At 36.8% G+C, this 16,968-nt stretch carries 15 protein-coding genes and 1 pseudogene; 12 read left to right on the top strand and 4 right to left on the bottom strand.

Going from position 1 to position 16,968, the window contains the following annotated elements; all coding sequences use genetic code 11:
• Positions 1–250 precede the first annotated feature (250 nt).
• The 3 genes and pseudogenes from ACKTSC_RS10955 (at position 251) to ACKTSC_RS10945 (ending at position 3,332) form a co-directional block, all read left to right on the top strand.
• Positions 251–499 (top strand): GlsB/YeaQ/YmgE family stress response membrane protein, encoded by a 249-nt coding sequence (locus ACKTSC_RS10955; RefSeq protein ID WP_407857608.1) that lies wholly within the window; start codon positions 251–253, stop codon positions 497–499.
• A gap of 13 nt (positions 500–512) precedes the next feature.
• On the top strand, positions 513–641 hold the full coding sequence (locus ACKTSC_RS10950; protein ID WP_281246546.1) for a hypothetical protein: 129 nt from the start codon (positions 513–515) through the stop codon (positions 639–641).
• 137 nt (positions 642–778) lie between these two features.
• Positions 779–3,332 (top strand): annotated as a pseudogene (locus tag ACKTSC_RS10945) (HAD-IC family P-type ATPase).
• Between the two features lie 8 nt (positions 3,333–3,340).
• Here ACKTSC_RS10945 and mafR read toward each other — a convergent pair.
• Entirely contained in the window at positions 3,341–4,789 is a 1,449-nt protein-coding gene (mafR, locus tag ACKTSC_RS10940; protein ID WP_407857607.1) for a global transcriptional activator MafR, read from the bottom strand.
• A 160-nt stretch (positions 4,790–4,949) separates the two neighbouring features.
• Here mafR and ACKTSC_RS10935 point away from each other — a divergent pair, with 160 nt between their 5' ends.
• From ACKTSC_RS10935 to ACKTSC_RS10915, 5 genes are all read left to right on the top strand, one after another.
• Complete coding sequence (locus tag ACKTSC_RS10935) at positions 4,950–5,876, top strand: aldo/keto reductase (RefSeq protein WP_407855034.1); 927 nt, start codon at positions 4,950–4,952, stop codon at positions 5,874–5,876.
• A 579-nt stretch (positions 5,877–6,455) separates the two neighbouring features.
• On the top strand, positions 6,456–7,649 hold the full coding sequence (locus tag ACKTSC_RS10930) for a glycine C-acetyltransferase (protein WP_332580996.1): 1,194 nt from the start codon (positions 6,456–6,458) through the stop codon (positions 7,647–7,649).
• A 40-nt stretch (positions 7,650–7,689) separates the two neighbouring features.
• The gene (locus ACKTSC_RS10925) at positions 7,690–8,691 is read left to right on the top strand and encodes an NAD-dependent epimerase/dehydratase family protein (protein ID WP_407857606.1); all 1,002 of its coding nucleotides are present in this window, start codon (positions 7,690–7,692) and stop codon (positions 8,689–8,691) included.
• Between the two features lie 246 nt (positions 8,692–8,937).
• The gene (locus tag ACKTSC_RS10920) at positions 8,938–10,287 is read left to right on the top strand and encodes an APC family permease (protein ID WP_332580994.1); all 1,350 of its coding nucleotides are present in this window, start codon (positions 8,938–8,940) and stop codon (positions 10,285–10,287) included.
• Positions 10,288–10,501: 214 nt separating this feature from the next.
• Entirely contained in the window at positions 10,502–11,710 is a 1,209-nt protein-coding gene (locus tag ACKTSC_RS10915; RefSeq protein ID WP_407857605.1) for a GTP-binding protein, read from the top strand.
• 142 nt (positions 11,711–11,852) lie between these two features.
• On the opposite strand, the gene ACKTSC_RS10910 is transcribed toward ACKTSC_RS10915, so the two are convergent.
• A complete protein-coding gene (locus ACKTSC_RS10910) occupies positions 11,853–12,287 on the bottom strand; it encodes an acyl-CoA thioesterase (protein WP_332653626.1) in 435 nt (144 codons plus the stop codon).
• 2 nt (positions 12,288–12,289) lie between these two features.
• Complete coding sequence (locus tag ACKTSC_RS10905; protein WP_407857604.1) at positions 12,290–13,126, bottom strand: NAD(P)H-hydrate dehydratase; 837 nt, start codon at positions 13,124–13,126, stop codon at positions 12,290–12,292.
• Between the two features lie 182 nt (positions 13,127–13,308).
• On the opposite strand from ACKTSC_RS10905, the gene pepV reads away from it, so the two are divergent.
• A complete protein-coding gene (gene pepV, locus ACKTSC_RS10900; protein ID WP_332653625.1) occupies positions 13,309–14,721 on the top strand; it encodes a dipeptidase PepV in 1,413 nt (470 codons plus the stop codon).
• A 172-nt stretch (positions 14,722–14,893) separates the two neighbouring features.
• Here pepV and ACKTSC_RS10895 read toward each other — a convergent pair whose 3' ends face one another.
• Positions 14,894–15,229, bottom strand: coding sequence for a hypothetical protein (locus ACKTSC_RS10895; RefSeq protein WP_332580989.1), 336 nt, complete (start codon positions 15,227–15,229; stop codon positions 14,894–14,896).
• Positions 15,230–15,372: 143 nt separating this feature from the next.
• Between ACKTSC_RS10895 and ACKTSC_RS10890 the strand changes: the two genes are divergently transcribed.
• The 3 genes from ACKTSC_RS10890 (at position 15,373) to ytpR (ending at position 16,929) form a co-directional block, all read left to right on the top strand.
• Positions 15,373–15,690 carry a thioredoxin family protein gene (locus ACKTSC_RS10890; RefSeq protein ID WP_407855027.1) on the top strand — a complete coding sequence of 106 codons (318 nt, stop codon included), beginning with the start codon at positions 15,373–15,375 and terminating at the stop codon, positions 15,688–15,690.
• Between the two features lie 9 nt (positions 15,691–15,699).
• Positions 15,700–16,155: a universal stress protein gene (locus ACKTSC_RS10885; RefSeq protein WP_407857603.1), complete on the top strand. Its 456-nt coding sequence runs from the start codon at positions 15,700–15,702 to the stop codon at positions 16,153–16,155.
• 162 nt (positions 16,156–16,317) lie between these two features.
• The gene (gene ytpR, locus ACKTSC_RS10880) at positions 16,318–16,929 is read left to right on the top strand and encodes a YtpR family tRNA-binding protein (protein WP_407855026.1); all 612 of its coding nucleotides are present in this window, start codon (positions 16,318–16,320) and stop codon (positions 16,927–16,929) included.
• Positions 16,930–16,968: the final 39 nt, after the last annotated feature.

The raw sequence follows: 16,968 nt of genomic DNA, 5'->3' as shown, positions 1-16,968 counted from the left end.
CACGATTGAATTATTCGAGTCCCCCGGACATGGACGCCTGTTGGGAGAGGTTACGACGAAGCAGAAGGAATTATATGAGGCGTTAGGGGTTGCCCCTCCCTCGTTATAAATTCCGGGAATTCAGGTTGTAAAAAAGTAAAAGAAGAAAGTGTAGCTATACTTCTCAACTAACAAGCATATTAAAGGCTACATCCAAGCTTTTGTGCTAGGATAAATACATAAGCAAAGTAAAGAAGAAGGAGGGAAAACGATGCATTTATTATGGTCGATCATCATTGGCGCTGTGATTGGAGCAATTGCCGGAGCTATCATGAATAAAGGTGATTCAATGGGTTGGATCAGCAATATCATCGCTGGTTTAGTCGGTTCTTTTATTGGTCAAGCGTTACTTGGTTCTTGGGGACCTAGTTTGGCTGGGATGGCGTTGATCCCTTCGATTATTGGTGCAATTATCTTAGTAGCAGTTGTTTCTTATTTTATGAGTCGCAAAAAATCATAGGAGGTCTTTTAGTATGAAAACACTTTTTAAATTTATGGTTGCTAGTACTTTAGTGGTAGGTGGCGTTTTAGTAGCAGGAACAATTTTTACAACAAAAAAAATTGATAAATATGGTGATGATCTGCAAGATTTTCTTCATTAATAAAAAGGATGTATCTGAAAAGATACATCCTTTTTTGTTTTACTAGGCAATAATTTCAGATGCCGCTGAAATTATCGACCTCCTCTTTAAAGTTATCGCTGTTATTCTTAATACAACAAAAGAAATGGGGAATACATATGAAGTGGTATACTTTTTCGATAAATGATATCAAGCAAAAATTAAAAACAGACGAATCAGGTTTGGCAAAAGCAGAACGTCAAAACCGTTTGAAACAAAATGGTCCAAATGAAATGACTCAAAAAGAGCAAGCAAAATTATGGCAAAAAATCGCGAAACATTTTACTGATTTATTAATGCTTGTCTTGATCGGTGCAGCACTGTTAAAATTTGCGACCGGTGAAGTAGTCGAAGGAAGTATTATTCTCTTAGTCGTAATCGTAAATGGTTTAGTCGGATATTGGCAGGAAAGAAAAGCGGAAGAATCTTTGGATGGGTTGAAACAAATGATGGGTCAAGAGGCGACGGCCTTGATCGAGAGCCAGCCTGTAAATGTTGCCTCAGAAGAATTGGTCCAAGGGGATATCGTCTTATTAAAAGCAGGTGATGTTGTACCAGCTGATTTGCGTCTGATTGAGGTTCATGACCTAACTATTGAAGAGGCCATTTTGACAGGTGAATCGGAACCCGTTGAAAAAACAAATGCGAAGATTGAAGGAGATGCTTTAGCTGGAGATCAATTAAATATGGCCTTTTCTGGAACATTGGTTCAAACGGGAACAGCTAGGGGACTAGTTGTAGAAACCGGGGATGCAACAGAGATCGGTCAAATTAATCAAGCCTTGCAATCCGTTCAAGCGCAAACCACACCGTTAGTAAAAAAAATGCATCAATTAAATAAGCAAATTTTTCGCGGTATTCTTGCACTGATCGTATTTTTATTGTTCTTTACTAGTTTTAGATACGGAATGGATTGGAGTTTATTTATTCTCTGCAAGTATCGCCTTGATCGTTTCGATGATTCCAGAAGGCTTGCCAGCAGTCATGACAATGATCCTTTCAATGGGTGTAAAAGAAATGGCCGAAGAAAATGCTATCATCAAGGGGATGCCTACCGTTGAAACGTTGGGGTCAATGACGGTGATTTGTTCGGATAAGACGGGAACACTGACAAAAAATGAGATGACCGTTACAGATGTTATAACAGAAGATTCAGTCATGATAAAAGAAATTATGAATAATTGCCAAGAGTTGAAGACTAAAAATGAGCAATCGATTGAAGAAATTCAAGGGAATCCAACTGAGCGGGCTTTGTTAACCTATATTTCTGAAGAAAAGATGGAATTAAAACCTATTTTAGCAAAAATTCCATTCAGTTCTTCCTATAAATATATGGCCACACTTCATGAAACAGCGAAGCGCCACATTATTTTTGTTAAAGGTGCACCAGAAGTTTTATTAGCTAAAGCTCAGCTGACTAAAGAAGACAATCAAGCGTGGCAAGAACAAGGATTATCTCTTGCGCGAAAAGGCCAACGTGTTTTAGGTTTTGCGTATAAAGAAGTTTCATCAGCTGAATTGACCCATGAAGACTTAAATGACCTAACGTTTGTTGGAATGGCAGGGATTATTGATCCACCGAAAGAAAGTGCCATTAAAGCGGTTGCCCAAGCTCAACAAGCAGGAATATCAGTTAAAATGATTACTGGTGATCATAAGGCAACTGCTCAAGCGATAAGTGAACAAATCGGATTGAAGCATACTTCGAAAGTGTTAGAAGGAATCGATATTGATCTATTATCTGATGAAGAATTGTCTACTGTAGTCGATAAGGTCGATGTTTTTGCTAGAACTACACCAGAGCATAAATTAAGAATCGTCACAGCCTTGCAGAAAAAAGAAGAAATCGTGGGGATGACAGGCGACGGTGTAAATGATGCACCGGCTTTAAAACAAGCAGACGTCGGTATCGCGATGGGAATCAAAGGAAGTGAAGTAAGTAAACAAGCAGCGGACATGGTATTGGCAGATGATAATTTTTATACGATCGTCAACGCTGTCAAAGAAGGTCGTCGTATTTTTGATAATCTTCAAAAAACGATTAATTTCTTCTTGCCGACTGCATTAGCCCAAGGACTGATCGTTATCGTAGCTTTATTGATGAATCGTCCTTTGCCGTTAACACCGATTCAGATTCTTTGGGTCAATATGGTAACGACCATTACCTTATCCTACGCACTAGGTTTTGAAAAAGTTAGTGAAGATGTCATGAATCGACCACCAAGAGATACTAAAGCGGGAATTTTATCTGGATATAATTTCTTCCGGATCATTTATGTTTCTTTATTGATCATGGTACCAGCTTACTTGCTGGCAATGCGTTTTGACGGAAGTGCTTTACAGCAGACGATTCTTTTACAAAGTATTGTTTTAGGGCAAGCTGTTTATATGATCAATTGCCGTGAGTTAGTCGATCCCGCAATCAATCGCAGATTCTTTGAAAATAAATTATTGTTTATTTCTTTAGGAATCTTGTTAGTCTTACAACTAACAGTGATTTTTCTTCCGCTAGCACAACAATTGATCGGGACAACAGCTCTGACAGTCGGTCAGCAACTATTGATCATGGGCAATGCTACACTATTGTTCTTAGTTGTTGAAATCGAAAAGAGAATCAGTAAAACAATTATTCAAAGAAAAGCAAAATCAGCTTGTCAATGCATGAATGACTAACTGACAGATTACAAATAGCTGTTAGAAGTGAGTTCAGTCAATTGACTGAGCTCATTTTTTGTCGGCAATGTGGATAAATAAACTACAGGAAGTGGCGGAGTATCTAAAGGAATATTAGAAATAATAAATGCTCCTGACTCAGGAATTAACTTTTTTAATTGCGATAGTTCGATCGAAAGCAACTGGATACGATTTCCTAATAAGTCAGTAAGTTCCTGTTGTAAAAAATTTTTCCAAGCAGGTTCGCTTTGAAAAATAAAATAGCCTGTTTTCGTGTACGCACGAACAGAAATAATTGTTTGTTGAGTCAGTAGCGAGAATAAATTAATGAAATACGTCGTATCTTCACTACTGGAAAATTGAGGTAATTGTTCAAAAAGTTCTAATCCCTTTTGGTATAAAAAGCGATGCTCTTCTTTATGTTGATTGATCAATTCATGGTATTCCAGTTGGAATTGTTTGGAGAGAGCAGGTGACTCGGCATACTTTAATAATAATAACAATAGGTTTTCAGTTAATGAAGTAGCTGTTAATTGTGGCAAATGAAGTTCATCAGCGATATCTTGAACGGTTTGTTTTGCTTGGTTTAAGAGCTGAGAATAATTAGTAGCTAAGACATCAACGACTTGTTCACCAAATTGATTGTTGTAATTCCAACTTTCTAAAAAGCAGAAAAAGGCAAAGAATAGTTCTTCCGTCTGTAAATAAATCCCTTCTTTTTCATATAACTTTTTTAGGGACGATCGATACATCAAAAATAAAGCATCATTTTTCTCAAAAGAGAAGTGATCGATTCGACAGCCCGCTTTACTTCGGATGGTATTAATAAAAAACCAGCAAATACCAAAAATCTGTTCCGATTGAATACGCTGTTCATTCGATAATTCTTTTTCTAAAAAATGCAAATAATGTTCTTCATGAATCGAATAATCTTCAAAAAAATAATTGTTATGAGTGAAAGGTAATAAGAGTCGATGATAAAAAATCCGAATAGCACTTTCATCACCAATCAATCGAGCCCGTTTAGTAGTCAGCGAAATTTTTATATTGTAAGAACGCAATTGCTGATTGATCTTTGTTCGCTGGCGTTTGAGTGTCTCGTAAGAAATCCCGGTCTCTGTTAAAAAATGCGTAACATTCAGCTCTTTTGTAAAAAAAAGCTGTTTGATCAATTGCAGACTAACTGAATGAGGCAAAAAAGTTTCCCAAATATCATTCGTCAATGCTTTTTTATGCGGGGTCAATCGGATGCCATTACTATCGGTTTCTAATTCCCATTGTTCGGGCAGATAACTACGGATTAGTTGAAGGTCAGAAAAGATCGTTCGTTCAGTCGTAGCAATTTTCTGAGCCAGCTCTTTAGCTGTCAGTTGTGGATGGTTCAATAGTTGTTCTAAAAGGATGATTTGTCGATAAATATCTTTTTCAGTGATGACTTTTTTAAGTAATGAATACATAAAGAACCTCCTTTAAATTAAGCATACGGAGAAAATATCAGCAGGTCAAGAAACAGTTATTTAGAACGTTTCATTTTTTTAGTGATAATGATTCTTTTTACCAGCAAAATAGTCTATACTTCTATAAGTAGTAAGCGTTTTATCAGAAAGGATGAATGAAATGTTACAACGAAAAATTGGCGGTAGCTATTGGGAAACTTCAGCAGTTGCTTTAGGTATCATGAGAATGGCAGCCTTAACACCAACAAAAGCGGCAGAAGTATTAGAAACAGCAATCGAAAGTAAAATAAATTTTATTGATTCAGCAGATATGTATGGTGGCGGAAAATCAGAAGAAATTTTCGGTGCCGCGCTGAAAGAAGCAAATATCACACGTGATCAACTTTATATCCAATCAAAAGGTGGAATCGTCACTGGCGATGAAAAACGTTATGATTTTTCTAAGCAACATTTATTGGACTCTGTTGATGGAATTTTAGAAAGAATGGGAATCGATTATTTAGATAGCTATTTATTACATCGACCAGATCCATTGATGGAACCAGAAGAAATTGCTGAGGCATTTGATCTTTTACAAGCAAGTGGAAAGGTACGTCACTTTGGTGTATCAAACTTCAATCCAGAGCAATTCCAGCTTTTACAATCTCATGTAGATCAAAAATTATTGATTAACCAATTACAGTTTTCGATCATGCACACAGGAATGATCGATTATGGGATGCATACAAATATGACTGACACACGATCTTTTGATCACGATGGAGGGATATTAGAGTTTTCTCGTCGGAAAAAAGTAACGATTCAAGCTTGGTCTCCATTCCAATACGGTTTCTTTGAAGGGGTGTTTGTTGATAATGACAAATTCCCAGAGCTAAATGAGCTGCTAGCTAAGTTAGCTAAAAAATATAATACGAATAAGAATGCCATCGCAACGGCTTGGATTTTACGTCATCCTGCTAATATGCAAGTCATTTTAGGGACGATGAATCCGACACGCATCAAAGAAAGCGCCGCTGGAGCTGATGTTTCGCTAACAAAACAAGAATGGTACGATGTTTATTTTGCAGCTGGAAATGATTTACCATAATAAAAAGCCGCGAGCAACGCTAAGTTAGGATAAACTAACTTGGCGTTTTTTTTTATAATCAATAGGAGTAGATGACTTTAGTCAAACTAAATAAACGAATTTAGCAAAATACATGAAATCTCACTCTCAAAAAATTAATTTTTAATTAGAAAAGATATTTTTTAAGAAATGAATACTACGAATAAAATGAAGGGGATAAAAAATTGTTTGTGATAGAAATAGTTAAACATAAAGAATAAACCCACTTGTTTTGAAAGCGTTTTTCATTTTTTGAAAAAAATAATTACCTTTACTTAAAAAAAATTGTGAAAGTTAGAACTTTTGAAAAATTCATAAACTAAGAGGACTTTTTTTGTTAAACACGTTAAAATCACTATTAAAAAGTACTATTGAATAAAATTGATTAGAAAACATCTGAATTTTATTATAATTCAAAGAATTGTTTTCAAAGTAAGTTGTAACCGCTAACAAAAGTTTATACACTGAGTATGTAAAGTACGAAAGCGCAAACAAAGATGCTTATATAAGTTGAAAATAAGATGAATATCTGCGCAAAAATGACTACGGAGGAGAATAACTATGAGTTCAAAAGTTCTTGATCAATTTTTAGAAACGAATTTAGCGGATCTAAAAGAAAAAGGTTTATTCAACACCATCGATGTTTTAGAAGGAAGTAATGGTCCAATCATTACTGTGAATGATCAAAAAATGATCAACTTAGCTTCTAATAACTATTTAGGATTTGCGACACGCCCAGAATTGATCGAAGCCGATGTTGAAGCAACCCAGCATTACGGTGCTGGAGCAGGAGCAGTACGAACAATCAATGGAACGTTAGATATTCATGAAAAATTAGAAGCTAAAATTGCTGAATTTAAAGGAACAGAAGCGGCGATAGCTTTCCAATCTGGTTTTAACTGTAATATGGGTGCCATTTCAGCAGTAATGAAAAAAGGCGATGCGATTCTATCTGATGAATTAAACCATGCATCGATTATTGATGGCTGTCGTTTATCAGGGGCTAAAATCATTCGTGTCAACCATCAAGACATGGAAGATTTAGAAGCAAAAGCCAAAGCTGCAACTGAGAGTGGCGAATACAATAAAGTAATGTATATCACAGATGGTGTTTTCTCAATGGACGGCGATGTAGCGAAGATTCCTGAAATCGTTGAGATTTGTGAAAAATACAATGTCATTACTTATGTAGATGATGCTCATGGTACTGGTGTTATGGGACATGGTCACGGAACGGTTAAACATTTTGAAATGCAAGACCATATCGATTTTCAAATGGGGACTTTATCGAAGGGAATCGGAGTTGTCGGCGGTTACGTTGCGGGAACGAAACAATTAATTACTTGGTTAAAATCACAAGCGCGTCCATTCCTATTCTCGACTTCTTTAACACCGGGAGCCGCAGGAGCATGTATCAAAGCCATTGACCTAATCGAAGAACATCCAGAGTATGTTGAAACACTTTGGGAAAATGCTGATTACTTTAAATCAGAATTAAAACGGATTGGTTATGATATCGGTCATTCAGAAACACCGATCACACCGGTAATCGTCGGTGACGAAAAATTAGCGCAAGAATTCTCTAAGAAATTATTGGAAAATGGCGTGTATGCAAAACCAATCGTGTATCCAACAGTACCATTAGGAACTGGCCGTGTTCGTAATATGCCGAATGCTGGTCATACAAAAGAAATGTTGGATGACGCGATTAAAGTCTATGAACAAGTAGGAAAAGAATTAGGAATCATCAAATAAAGCATTAAACGAAAGTTAAAATAGAGAGGAAGATAGACAAATGAAAAAAGTATTGATTACAGGTGCTCTAGGACAAATCGGTTCAGAATTAACTGAAAGACTGCGTAAAGATTTAGGTGTCAACAACGTTATTTCAACAGATATTCGGACAGTTGAAGGCAGTCCAGTGGTTGAAGGCGGGCAATTTGAAGAATTAGATGTTACAAATTACGATAGCTTTTTAGACATGGCTAAACGCTATGAAGTAGACACAATCATTCATTTAGCAGCACTACTTTCAGCAACGGCTGAAAAACGTCCAGCTTTTGCATGGAACTTAAATATGACAGGGTTAATGAATGCATTAGAAGTGGCACGTGAGATTGGACCAGAAACTAAATTCTTTGCGCCATCTTCAATTGCTGCGTATGGACCAGATGCTGAACCAGACAATACACCGCAAGATACAGTGATGCATCCAACCACAATGTATGGTGTGACTAAAGTTGCAGGTGAATTATTAGAAAATTACTATCATACAAAATACGGTGTCGATACTCGTTCGGTTCGTTTCCCAGGCTTGATCTCATATAAAGTAGAGCCTGGCGGTGGAACCACTGATTATGCCGTTGATATTTATTATGAAGCATTAAAAAATAAAACATATACATCATTTATCGATAAAGGAACATACATGGATATGATGTATATGGATGATGCCATCGAAGGAATCGTAAAATTAATGAATGCAGATGCAGATCGCTTAGAACATCGTAACTCATTCAATATTACGGCCATGGCGTTTGAACCAGAACAAATCGCAGCATCGATTCGCCGTCGGATTCCTGATTTTGAAATGAATTATGACGTAGATCCAGTCCGTCAAGGAATTGCTAATTCTTGGCCAAACTCAATCGATGACAGTGATGCGCGTAAAGAATGGGATTTCAATCCTAACTTTGACTTAGATAAAATGACCGACGAAATGTTAGAAAAATTATCTGCTAAATTCAAAGCAGAAGGTGTTGAAACAAAAATCTCTTTTAATAAAGTTAATTCATAAAAATACAGCGGTTTCTTAATATAACATGAGGGTAAAATAAGAAAAAGGGGAATGTAAAAAAAATAACGTTCCCCTTTTTATAACCTCATGGTAAAATAATTTTCGAACAAACAATGTAAGTTATTAAATACTTAGTTCACAGCAATTTATCGTTTTATTTTTTAATAATGTAACTTATATTTTTTGTTTTCGAATTCAAGTTAAGAAGTGAACAAACATTCACTTCGCCATAGAGGAGGAAAAAAAATGGCAAGTAACGAACCAAATGTTGTGAGTTCTCACGAAGGTGAATTAAAACGCACAATGACATTCTTCCCGGCCCTTTCAACTGTAATGGGTACAGTAATCGGTGCGGGTGTATTCTTTAAAGCTGCAAGTGTGGCAGCGGTAACAGGCTCAACAAGTCTACATATGCTTTCTTGGTTCTTAGGTGGTTTAATCAGTGTATGTGCTGGTTTAACAGGTGCAGAATTAGCAGCAGCAATTCCAGAAACAGGTGGGATGTTACGTTACATCGAACGTGCCTACGGAGAATTTTGGAGTTTCTTGCTAGGTTGGGCACAAGTAGTTATTTACTTCCCAGCAAATGTTGCCGCTTTATCAATTATTTTTGGAACACAGTTCAAGAACTTATTCGGTTTGAGTAATGCGGCGATTATTCCGATCGCGATTATTGCGGCAGCATCGATCATGTTGATCAACTTCCTAGGCTCAAAAGCTAGTGGGATGTTCCAATCGATCACTTTAGTCTGTAAATTAGTGCCATTAGCATTAATCGTTATCTTTGGTTTATTACGTCAAGGGGATGTGTCAGTAAGTTTATTCCCAGTTCAAGCAGGCGCGCATGTCGGCGGCTTTGCCCCAGCATTAGGTGCTGGTCTTTTAGCAACAATGTTTGCTTATGATGGTTGGATCCACGTCGGAAATATCGCTGGTGAATTAAAAAATCCAGCCCGCGATTTACCTCGTGCCATCGCTGGTGGTATCTTAGGTATCATGGTTGTTTACTTATTAGTTCAATTCGCGTTCCTACGCACACTAGATATCTCTCAATTAGCCGGTAATGAAAATGCAGCAATGGATGTTGCTGGAAAAATCTTTGGCGGTATGGGCGGTAAATTAGTAACGATCGGTATCTTGATTTCAGTATACGGAACAATCAATGGTTATACGATGACTGGTATGCGTCTGCCGTATACAATGGGACTTGAAAAACAATTACCATTCTCTGATAAATTAGCTAAATTGAACAAAAATAAAGTTCCTTATATCGCTGGTATCTTAGAGTTAGTTATTGCTGTAGCTATGATGATGATCGGAGGATTCGATATGTTAACAGATATGTTGGTTTTCGTTATCTGGATCTTCTACACATTAGTATTTATCGCAGTTATTAAATTAAGAAAATCTGAACCAGATTTGGTTCGTCCTTACAAAGTGCCACTTTATCCAATCATTCCAATTATTGCGATCGTTGGTGGATTATTCATCTTAGTCATGACATTAATTAACCAATTCCAATTAGCAATGATCGGTATTTTGATCACAGCGATCGGTATTCCATTCTATCTATACTTGAAGAAAAAATATAAATAATTTTAAGCGTTAAATAAGCTACACAGAAACTCCCACGGAAGTTACTAGAAAAATTTTCTAGTCCTTCTCGTGGGAGTTTTTATTTTCAATAATGAAAGATAAAAAGAATTCTTGTGATTTGACTAGTTGCATGCTATTATACGAAACGTAATAATTACGTTTTATTAATGATAGAAGTCTATTTAAATAGGAAATCAAATTAAAGGAGAAACACATGGAATCAAAAATACCGGTAACTGTATTGACGGGCTATTTGGGTTCGGGAAAGACGACTTTATTAAATAATATTTTGCATGGAAATCATGGAAAGAAAATTGCTGTCATCGTGAACGATATGGGAGAAGTAAACGTTGATGAAGCATTGATTAATCAGAGTGGATTTAAACGGACAGACAAAAAACTAGTCTCTATGTCAAATGGCTGTATTTGCTGTACATTGAGAGAAGATCTTATCGTGGAATTAAATAAGATTGTATCTGATCATGAGATTGAACAAATCGTAATTGAGGCTTCAGGAATCAGTGAACCTATCCCAATCGCTCAATCGATTGCTTTAGAAGATAATCCTTTAGGAATTGATTTATCAGCTAAATTAGAGTTAGATGCTATTGTTTCAATTGTAGATGTCAACCGTTTCTGGGACAATTTCCAGTCTGGTCAAGCAATTGAAAAGCGAAAATCACAAGAAGTCGTGGAAGAAGAAGACCGTGACATCCGCGATTTATTGATTGATCAAATCGAATTTTGCAATGTGCTTTTATTAAATAAATGTGATCTTTTATCTGAAGAGAAAGTCACAAAAATTGAAAAATTAATTCGCAAACTTCAGCCCACTGCTAAAATCATTAAGACTGTTCAATCGAAAGTTGAATTATCAGAGATTTTAGATACGAAGTTATTTGATATGGAAGAGATATCCGCTTCGGCTGGTTGGATAAAAGAATTGGAATTAGGTTACCAAGATCATATTCCAGAAACAGAAGAATATGGTATTTCTAGTTTTGTCTATCGGAGACAGTTACCTTTTGATGCAAATAAATTTAATGTTTATGCGGATCAATATTTACCTGACTCTGTGACGCGCGCAAAAGGTTTTCTTTGGTTAGCTCAACATAATGATTTTTCAGTAATTTTTGAAACAGCTGGTAACCATAAAAGTATTGGGGTATTGACCTATTGGGTAGCGACGATGCCGGAAGAAGAGCAACAACAAACCATAGACTCGGATCCAGAATTAGAATCCTTGTGGCACCCAGTGTATGGCGATCGTTTAACAGAGATTGTTTTTATTGGCATGGGCATGGATCAAGCGGCGATCGAACAACAATTGGATGCATGTTTAGTCGATGAGACGAGCTTTGTAAACAATTCATTTAATCAATTATCGCCTTACCCATGGGAAAAGACGACTGACGAAAACTGATTCGAAAATGATTCATTTAGTGTCACAATAGAAACAGAGTAAAAAGATAATGTACTTTCTTTTTGAGCGAAATAAATAAAGAGACCTGCAAATTGAGTTCACAAAATTTGCAGGTCTCTTTGTATATTTCATATGAATCGGTTTATGCTTCTTCTTTAGTCGATTCGTAATAATCCAAAAATAGTTTATGCAGATGGGGGTGGGTCTTTTTCAACTGAATCAAGCGATTACTTTCATAAGACATGAAGCAATGCTGGCTAGTCCCCATTGTGACTAATTTTTCAGCTTTGTAGACGCGATATTCAAAATCTAAACGTGTACCAGTATATTTGGTTACAGAGGGTTTGATTATGACTTCGTCCCCAAAACGAACCATTTCTTTGTAATCGCAGCTCACACCTAATACAGGGATCATGATGCCTTCAGCTTCAATTTTTTCAAACGGGCAATCCATAAAAGTTAATGCATCGACACGGGCTTCTTCAAACCAGCGAATATAGTTTGAGTGATGAATAATGCCCATTTTATCTGTTTCATAATAGAATGGTTTGCGTATGTAACCAGGGTATTTTTCCATAATTAATTCCTTTCGGTATATCGTTTCATATAGGAAGGCAAAGCAGCACTGATCGAAGTAGGTAAGACAAGATAATTTTCTTGATATAATTCATCACCAATCAAGCTATGCAAATAAACAGCAGCTCCAATCGTATCGATTGTTTGCTCAAACTGAGCTAACAATCCAGTGATTATTCCAGCTAAAGTATCTCCAGTGCCGCCGGTCGCCATTCCAGGATTTCCTAGTGGATTGTGATAGTAAGCAATTGATTTATCATAAAGAGTAGTCCTATGACTTTTCAATACAATTTTTGCGCCTAATAGAGTTTGCTTTTTGCAATTATTCTCCTCAGTTTGGTCAGTCAATGCTAAGCCGCTTAAACGAGACCACTCCGCTTCATGCGGTGTGAAAACAGTTTGTTCGGGATAAGGAAGAAGCAATGCATGTTTACTGAATAGGGAAATCGCAGAGCCGTCGATGACGAGCCATTGTTTTGCGCTTTGTACAGCTAGAATATGTTTTAACAACGACAAAGCAGGTTCTTCTAAACCTAAGCCCGGACCAATCAAAATAACGTCAGCAGATTCCAATACTTTTTTGATGGCATCTATTTCAGAAAAATCCAATACCATCGCCTCTGGTAATCGAGTATGAAGGGCAGTATGATTTTTCTCTGCGGTAATGACCGTCGTAAGGCCAGCGCCACTCTTGATACAAGCTTCCGCACTCATGATGATTGCACCGCCATATTGGCGGTTTCCTCCAATCAAAACGGCTCGGCCAAAGGTACCTTTATGAGAAATTTCAGGACGCTGTGTAATCACTTTGGATAAAATTTCTATGTTCATTTGAACCATTTGGATACCTACTTTCATTAAGTCTGATTATTAGATAAATAATCGGCTAAATCCGGTTATTTGTTTTTATTATAAGATAAAAAGGAGAGCCTGTCGTCAGCTTTCTTAAAGAGTTTTCATTTTTATTCTGGTCCGGAGAATGCTATCATTATAGTGGGTTAAATTAAAGGAGGAATCTTTCAATGACAATCGATTTTAAAAAAGAAGTCGAAGCGCGCAAAGAGGATCTGTTAGCAGATCTATTCACTTTATTACGTATCAAGAGTGAACGTGAAGACGACAAAGCAACAAAAGAAGCACCATTCGGACCAGGACCGGTCGAAGCATTAGAAAAAATGTTAGAGATCGCTGAACGCGATGGCTTCACAACTAAAAATGTTGATAATTACGCAGGACATTTTGACTATGGTGACGGCGATGAAACTTTAGGTATTTTCGGTCACTTAGATGTAGTCCCTGCAGGTGATGGTTGGGATTCAGATCCTTATGAACCAGAAATCCGTGATGGAAAATTATATGCACGTGGTTCAAGCGATGACAAAGGCCCATCAGTTGCCGCTTACTACGCAGTTAAAATCATTAAAGAATTAGGATTGCCAATCTCTAAAAAAATCCGTTTTGTCTTCGGTACTGATGAAGAAAGCGGCTGGGGAGATATGGACTACTACTTCGAACATGAAGAAAAACCTGATTTTGGTTTCTCTCCAGATGCTTATTTCCCAATCATTAATGGTGAAAAAGGGAATGTTACAATGATCCCTCATTTTGATGGTACAAATGGAACATCTTATGTATTAGTAAACTTTGAAGCTGGATTACGTGAAAACATGGTTCCAGGCAATGCAGTTGCTGAAGTAAAAGTTGCTGACTCAGCTGCAGCAGAACAATTAGCAAAAGACTTTGCTGATTTTGTTGAAAAAAATCCAATTAAGGGTACTGCTGAAGCAACTGGTACGACCGTCAAATTTAATTTAGACGGAAAAGCTGCTCACGGAGCAAGCCCACAACTAGGTACGAATGCAGGTACATTCTTGGCTGTCTTCTTAGATAACTATGACTTCGAAAATGGTGCGAAAGCATTTATCGAAAATAGTGCGAAACATATCCATGAAGATGTCTATGGTAAAAAACTCGGCGTAGCCTTCAACAATGAAAAAATGGGCGAATTGACGATGAATGCCGGAATCTTTACGTTTAAAGATGGTCAAGATAACGACAACCATATCACGTTAAACTTCCGTTACCCTAAAGGTACAACTGCTGAAGAAATCCAAGCAAAATTAACGGAGTTATTCGGTTCAGATGTAAATGTAACAATGGGTGGACATCACATGTTGCCTCACTATGTACCAGCAGATGATCCATTGGTAGCTACTCTATTGGATACTTTTGAAGATCATACAGGTATCAAAGGTGAAGAAATGGTGATCGGCGGCGGAACATTTGGTCGTTTACTAGAACGTGGCGTAGCTTATGGTGCTCAATTCCCAGGATTTGAAGACACAATGCACCAAGCTAATGAATATATGTCTGTTGAAGATATTTTGAATTCTGCAGTGATTTATGCAGATGCGATCTATCGTTTAGTAAAATAAAACGAGTAAATCAAAAACGAGTACGCTTAGCGTACTCGTTTTTTTATGGTAACAATCATAAAGATTCAGAATGTTATTTTTGTAATTATTAAAAAGACCATTCAATAGGATATTTTTAAATAAAATAAAAAAGTTACAAAAATAGAACGTTTGCAACTTTTTATTTCTCTCATTATTCATTAATGATACGTTCGATCTGTAAAACAGCGCCAGTCTTAGCATCGGCTTTAAATTCATAAGCAACTAGCTGTTCGTCTTCAGTTCGAGTGATTCCACCAGAAAGAACGTCCATTGAAATAGCGAATTTTTGTAAATGTTCTGTATCAAAAGAAATCCAAGACCCTTCGATCGGTCCTTCTTTTAAAAATTCCGTTTTGATTTGATCTAAAATTTTATCAGGAGAGATATTTTGCTGTTTACGATAATAATGATGTGCAACGATCCCACCGGCTAAACCGAGTACCGAACCAAACATCAGACCTTGCATAAATTTTTTTGCTTGTTCCATAGTGCGATCCTCCTCTTGTATGTGTACGCTTTATTTTAACATAGAATAAGATCAATGAGGTTGATAAACAATGAGTGTCGCTTCTTTCTCAAAAACTGAGAAACGTGTATAATTAAGACAGTAAAAGAAAAGGTCGTGAAGAAATGATTATCCCAAAAAGTATTGAAGAGTTAGCTAACTATGCGCAAGTCGGAAAAAATGTGTTCTTTTTCACCGCAGACTGGTGTGGAGATTGCAACTTTATTAAACCACAAATGCCTGCGATTGAAGAAGAATTTCCCCAATTTCAATTCATCCAAGTAGATCGTGATGAATATATAGATGTAGCAGCAGAATGGAGTATTTTTGGGATCCCTAGTTTTGTGGTTGTAGACGATGGCAAAGAATTAGGTCGTTTGGTAAATAAAAATCGTAAAACGAAAGACGAAATCGCTGGCTTCTTACAACGAGTAGAAGGGTAGGCAATTCTTATGTTTACACAATCATATAAAAATATTTTAGTGGGTATCGATGGTAGTGATCAAGCAATCGAAGCATTCAAAAAAGCATTGGCGGTTGCCAAAAGAAATGATGGAACGGTATACGTAGCCAATGTGATCGATCATCAATTTTATACCTTTATGAGTTATTCACCATTGAATGAAAATATCATGGATCTATTAACAGAAGATGCAAAAGAATTGATCGCGGATTGTAAACAAATTGGTAAAGAGTTTGGTTATGAAAAAATCGAAGGTGTCATTGCTTATGGTTCAGCAAAAGAAGCAATGGCTAAGACATTGCCGGAAAAATATCAGGTTGATTTGGTGATGGTCGGTCAATCAGGACTGAATGCGGCTGAACGATTCATGACAGGTAGTGTCGCTAGTTATGTAATTAAAGAAGCCACATGTGATGTGTTAGTGGTACATCCGAGTGCGGAATAAAAAGCTGGCTTGTCCGGCTTTTTATTTGGAAAAAAATAACTATATACTAGATAAACTTCTAATGAAACTATCCGTATTTTTTAGTAGAAATGAAAAAAATCTCATGCAAATGACCCGTAGTATTTGTTAAGATACGAGAGGATTATAGATGGAGGTAAAGACGTGATTTTTGCATACAATAAACAAAATGTCGGCGATACTTTGATGGTGATCGTCAAAAACGATGAAAATAAAGAAAATAAAACAGAACGAAAAGGTGCGGTAGCGCGTATCCAAACAGTTGACGGTGAGACCGTTGCTTGGAACTTTTTCAATGTTTCTGATTATTTAACGATTCAAGGAAATGGTCAAGTAGAACTTAGTGAGAACGACATCGAAGTATTAAATGGACAACTAAAAACAGCTGGGTATGAAGAACGTTTAGTTGCGGATCTTTCGCCTAAATTTGTTGTTGGTTATGTGAAAACCTGTGTGGATCATCCTGATTCAGATCATTTACATATCACTGAGACAGAAGTAGATGGCGGTAATACATTACAAATCGTTTGTGGAGCTGTAAATATTGAAGCTGGCCAAAAAGTTGTTGTCGCAAAACCAGGTGCGATGATGCCGGATGGACAAATTATTTGGCCAGGTAGTCTCCGCGGTGTAGAAAGTTTTGGTATGATCTGTTCAGCCAAAGAATTACATTTGCCGAATGCACCTGAGAAAAAAGGAATCTTAGTTTTAGCAGCAGATGCGAAAACAGGAGAAAAATTTGAAGTAGGTAAATAAAAAAATCCGTTGAGAGCATTTCTCTCAACGGATTTTTTC

It is taken from the genome of Enterococcus hailinensis, assembly GCF_045862035.1.
Classification (GTDB): Bacteria; Bacillota; Bacilli; order Lactobacillales; family Enterococcaceae; genus Enterococcus_A; species Enterococcus_A hailinensis.
Note: the sequence above shows the minus strand (reverse complement) of the source record. Positions and strands in the feature narration are given on the sequence as shown.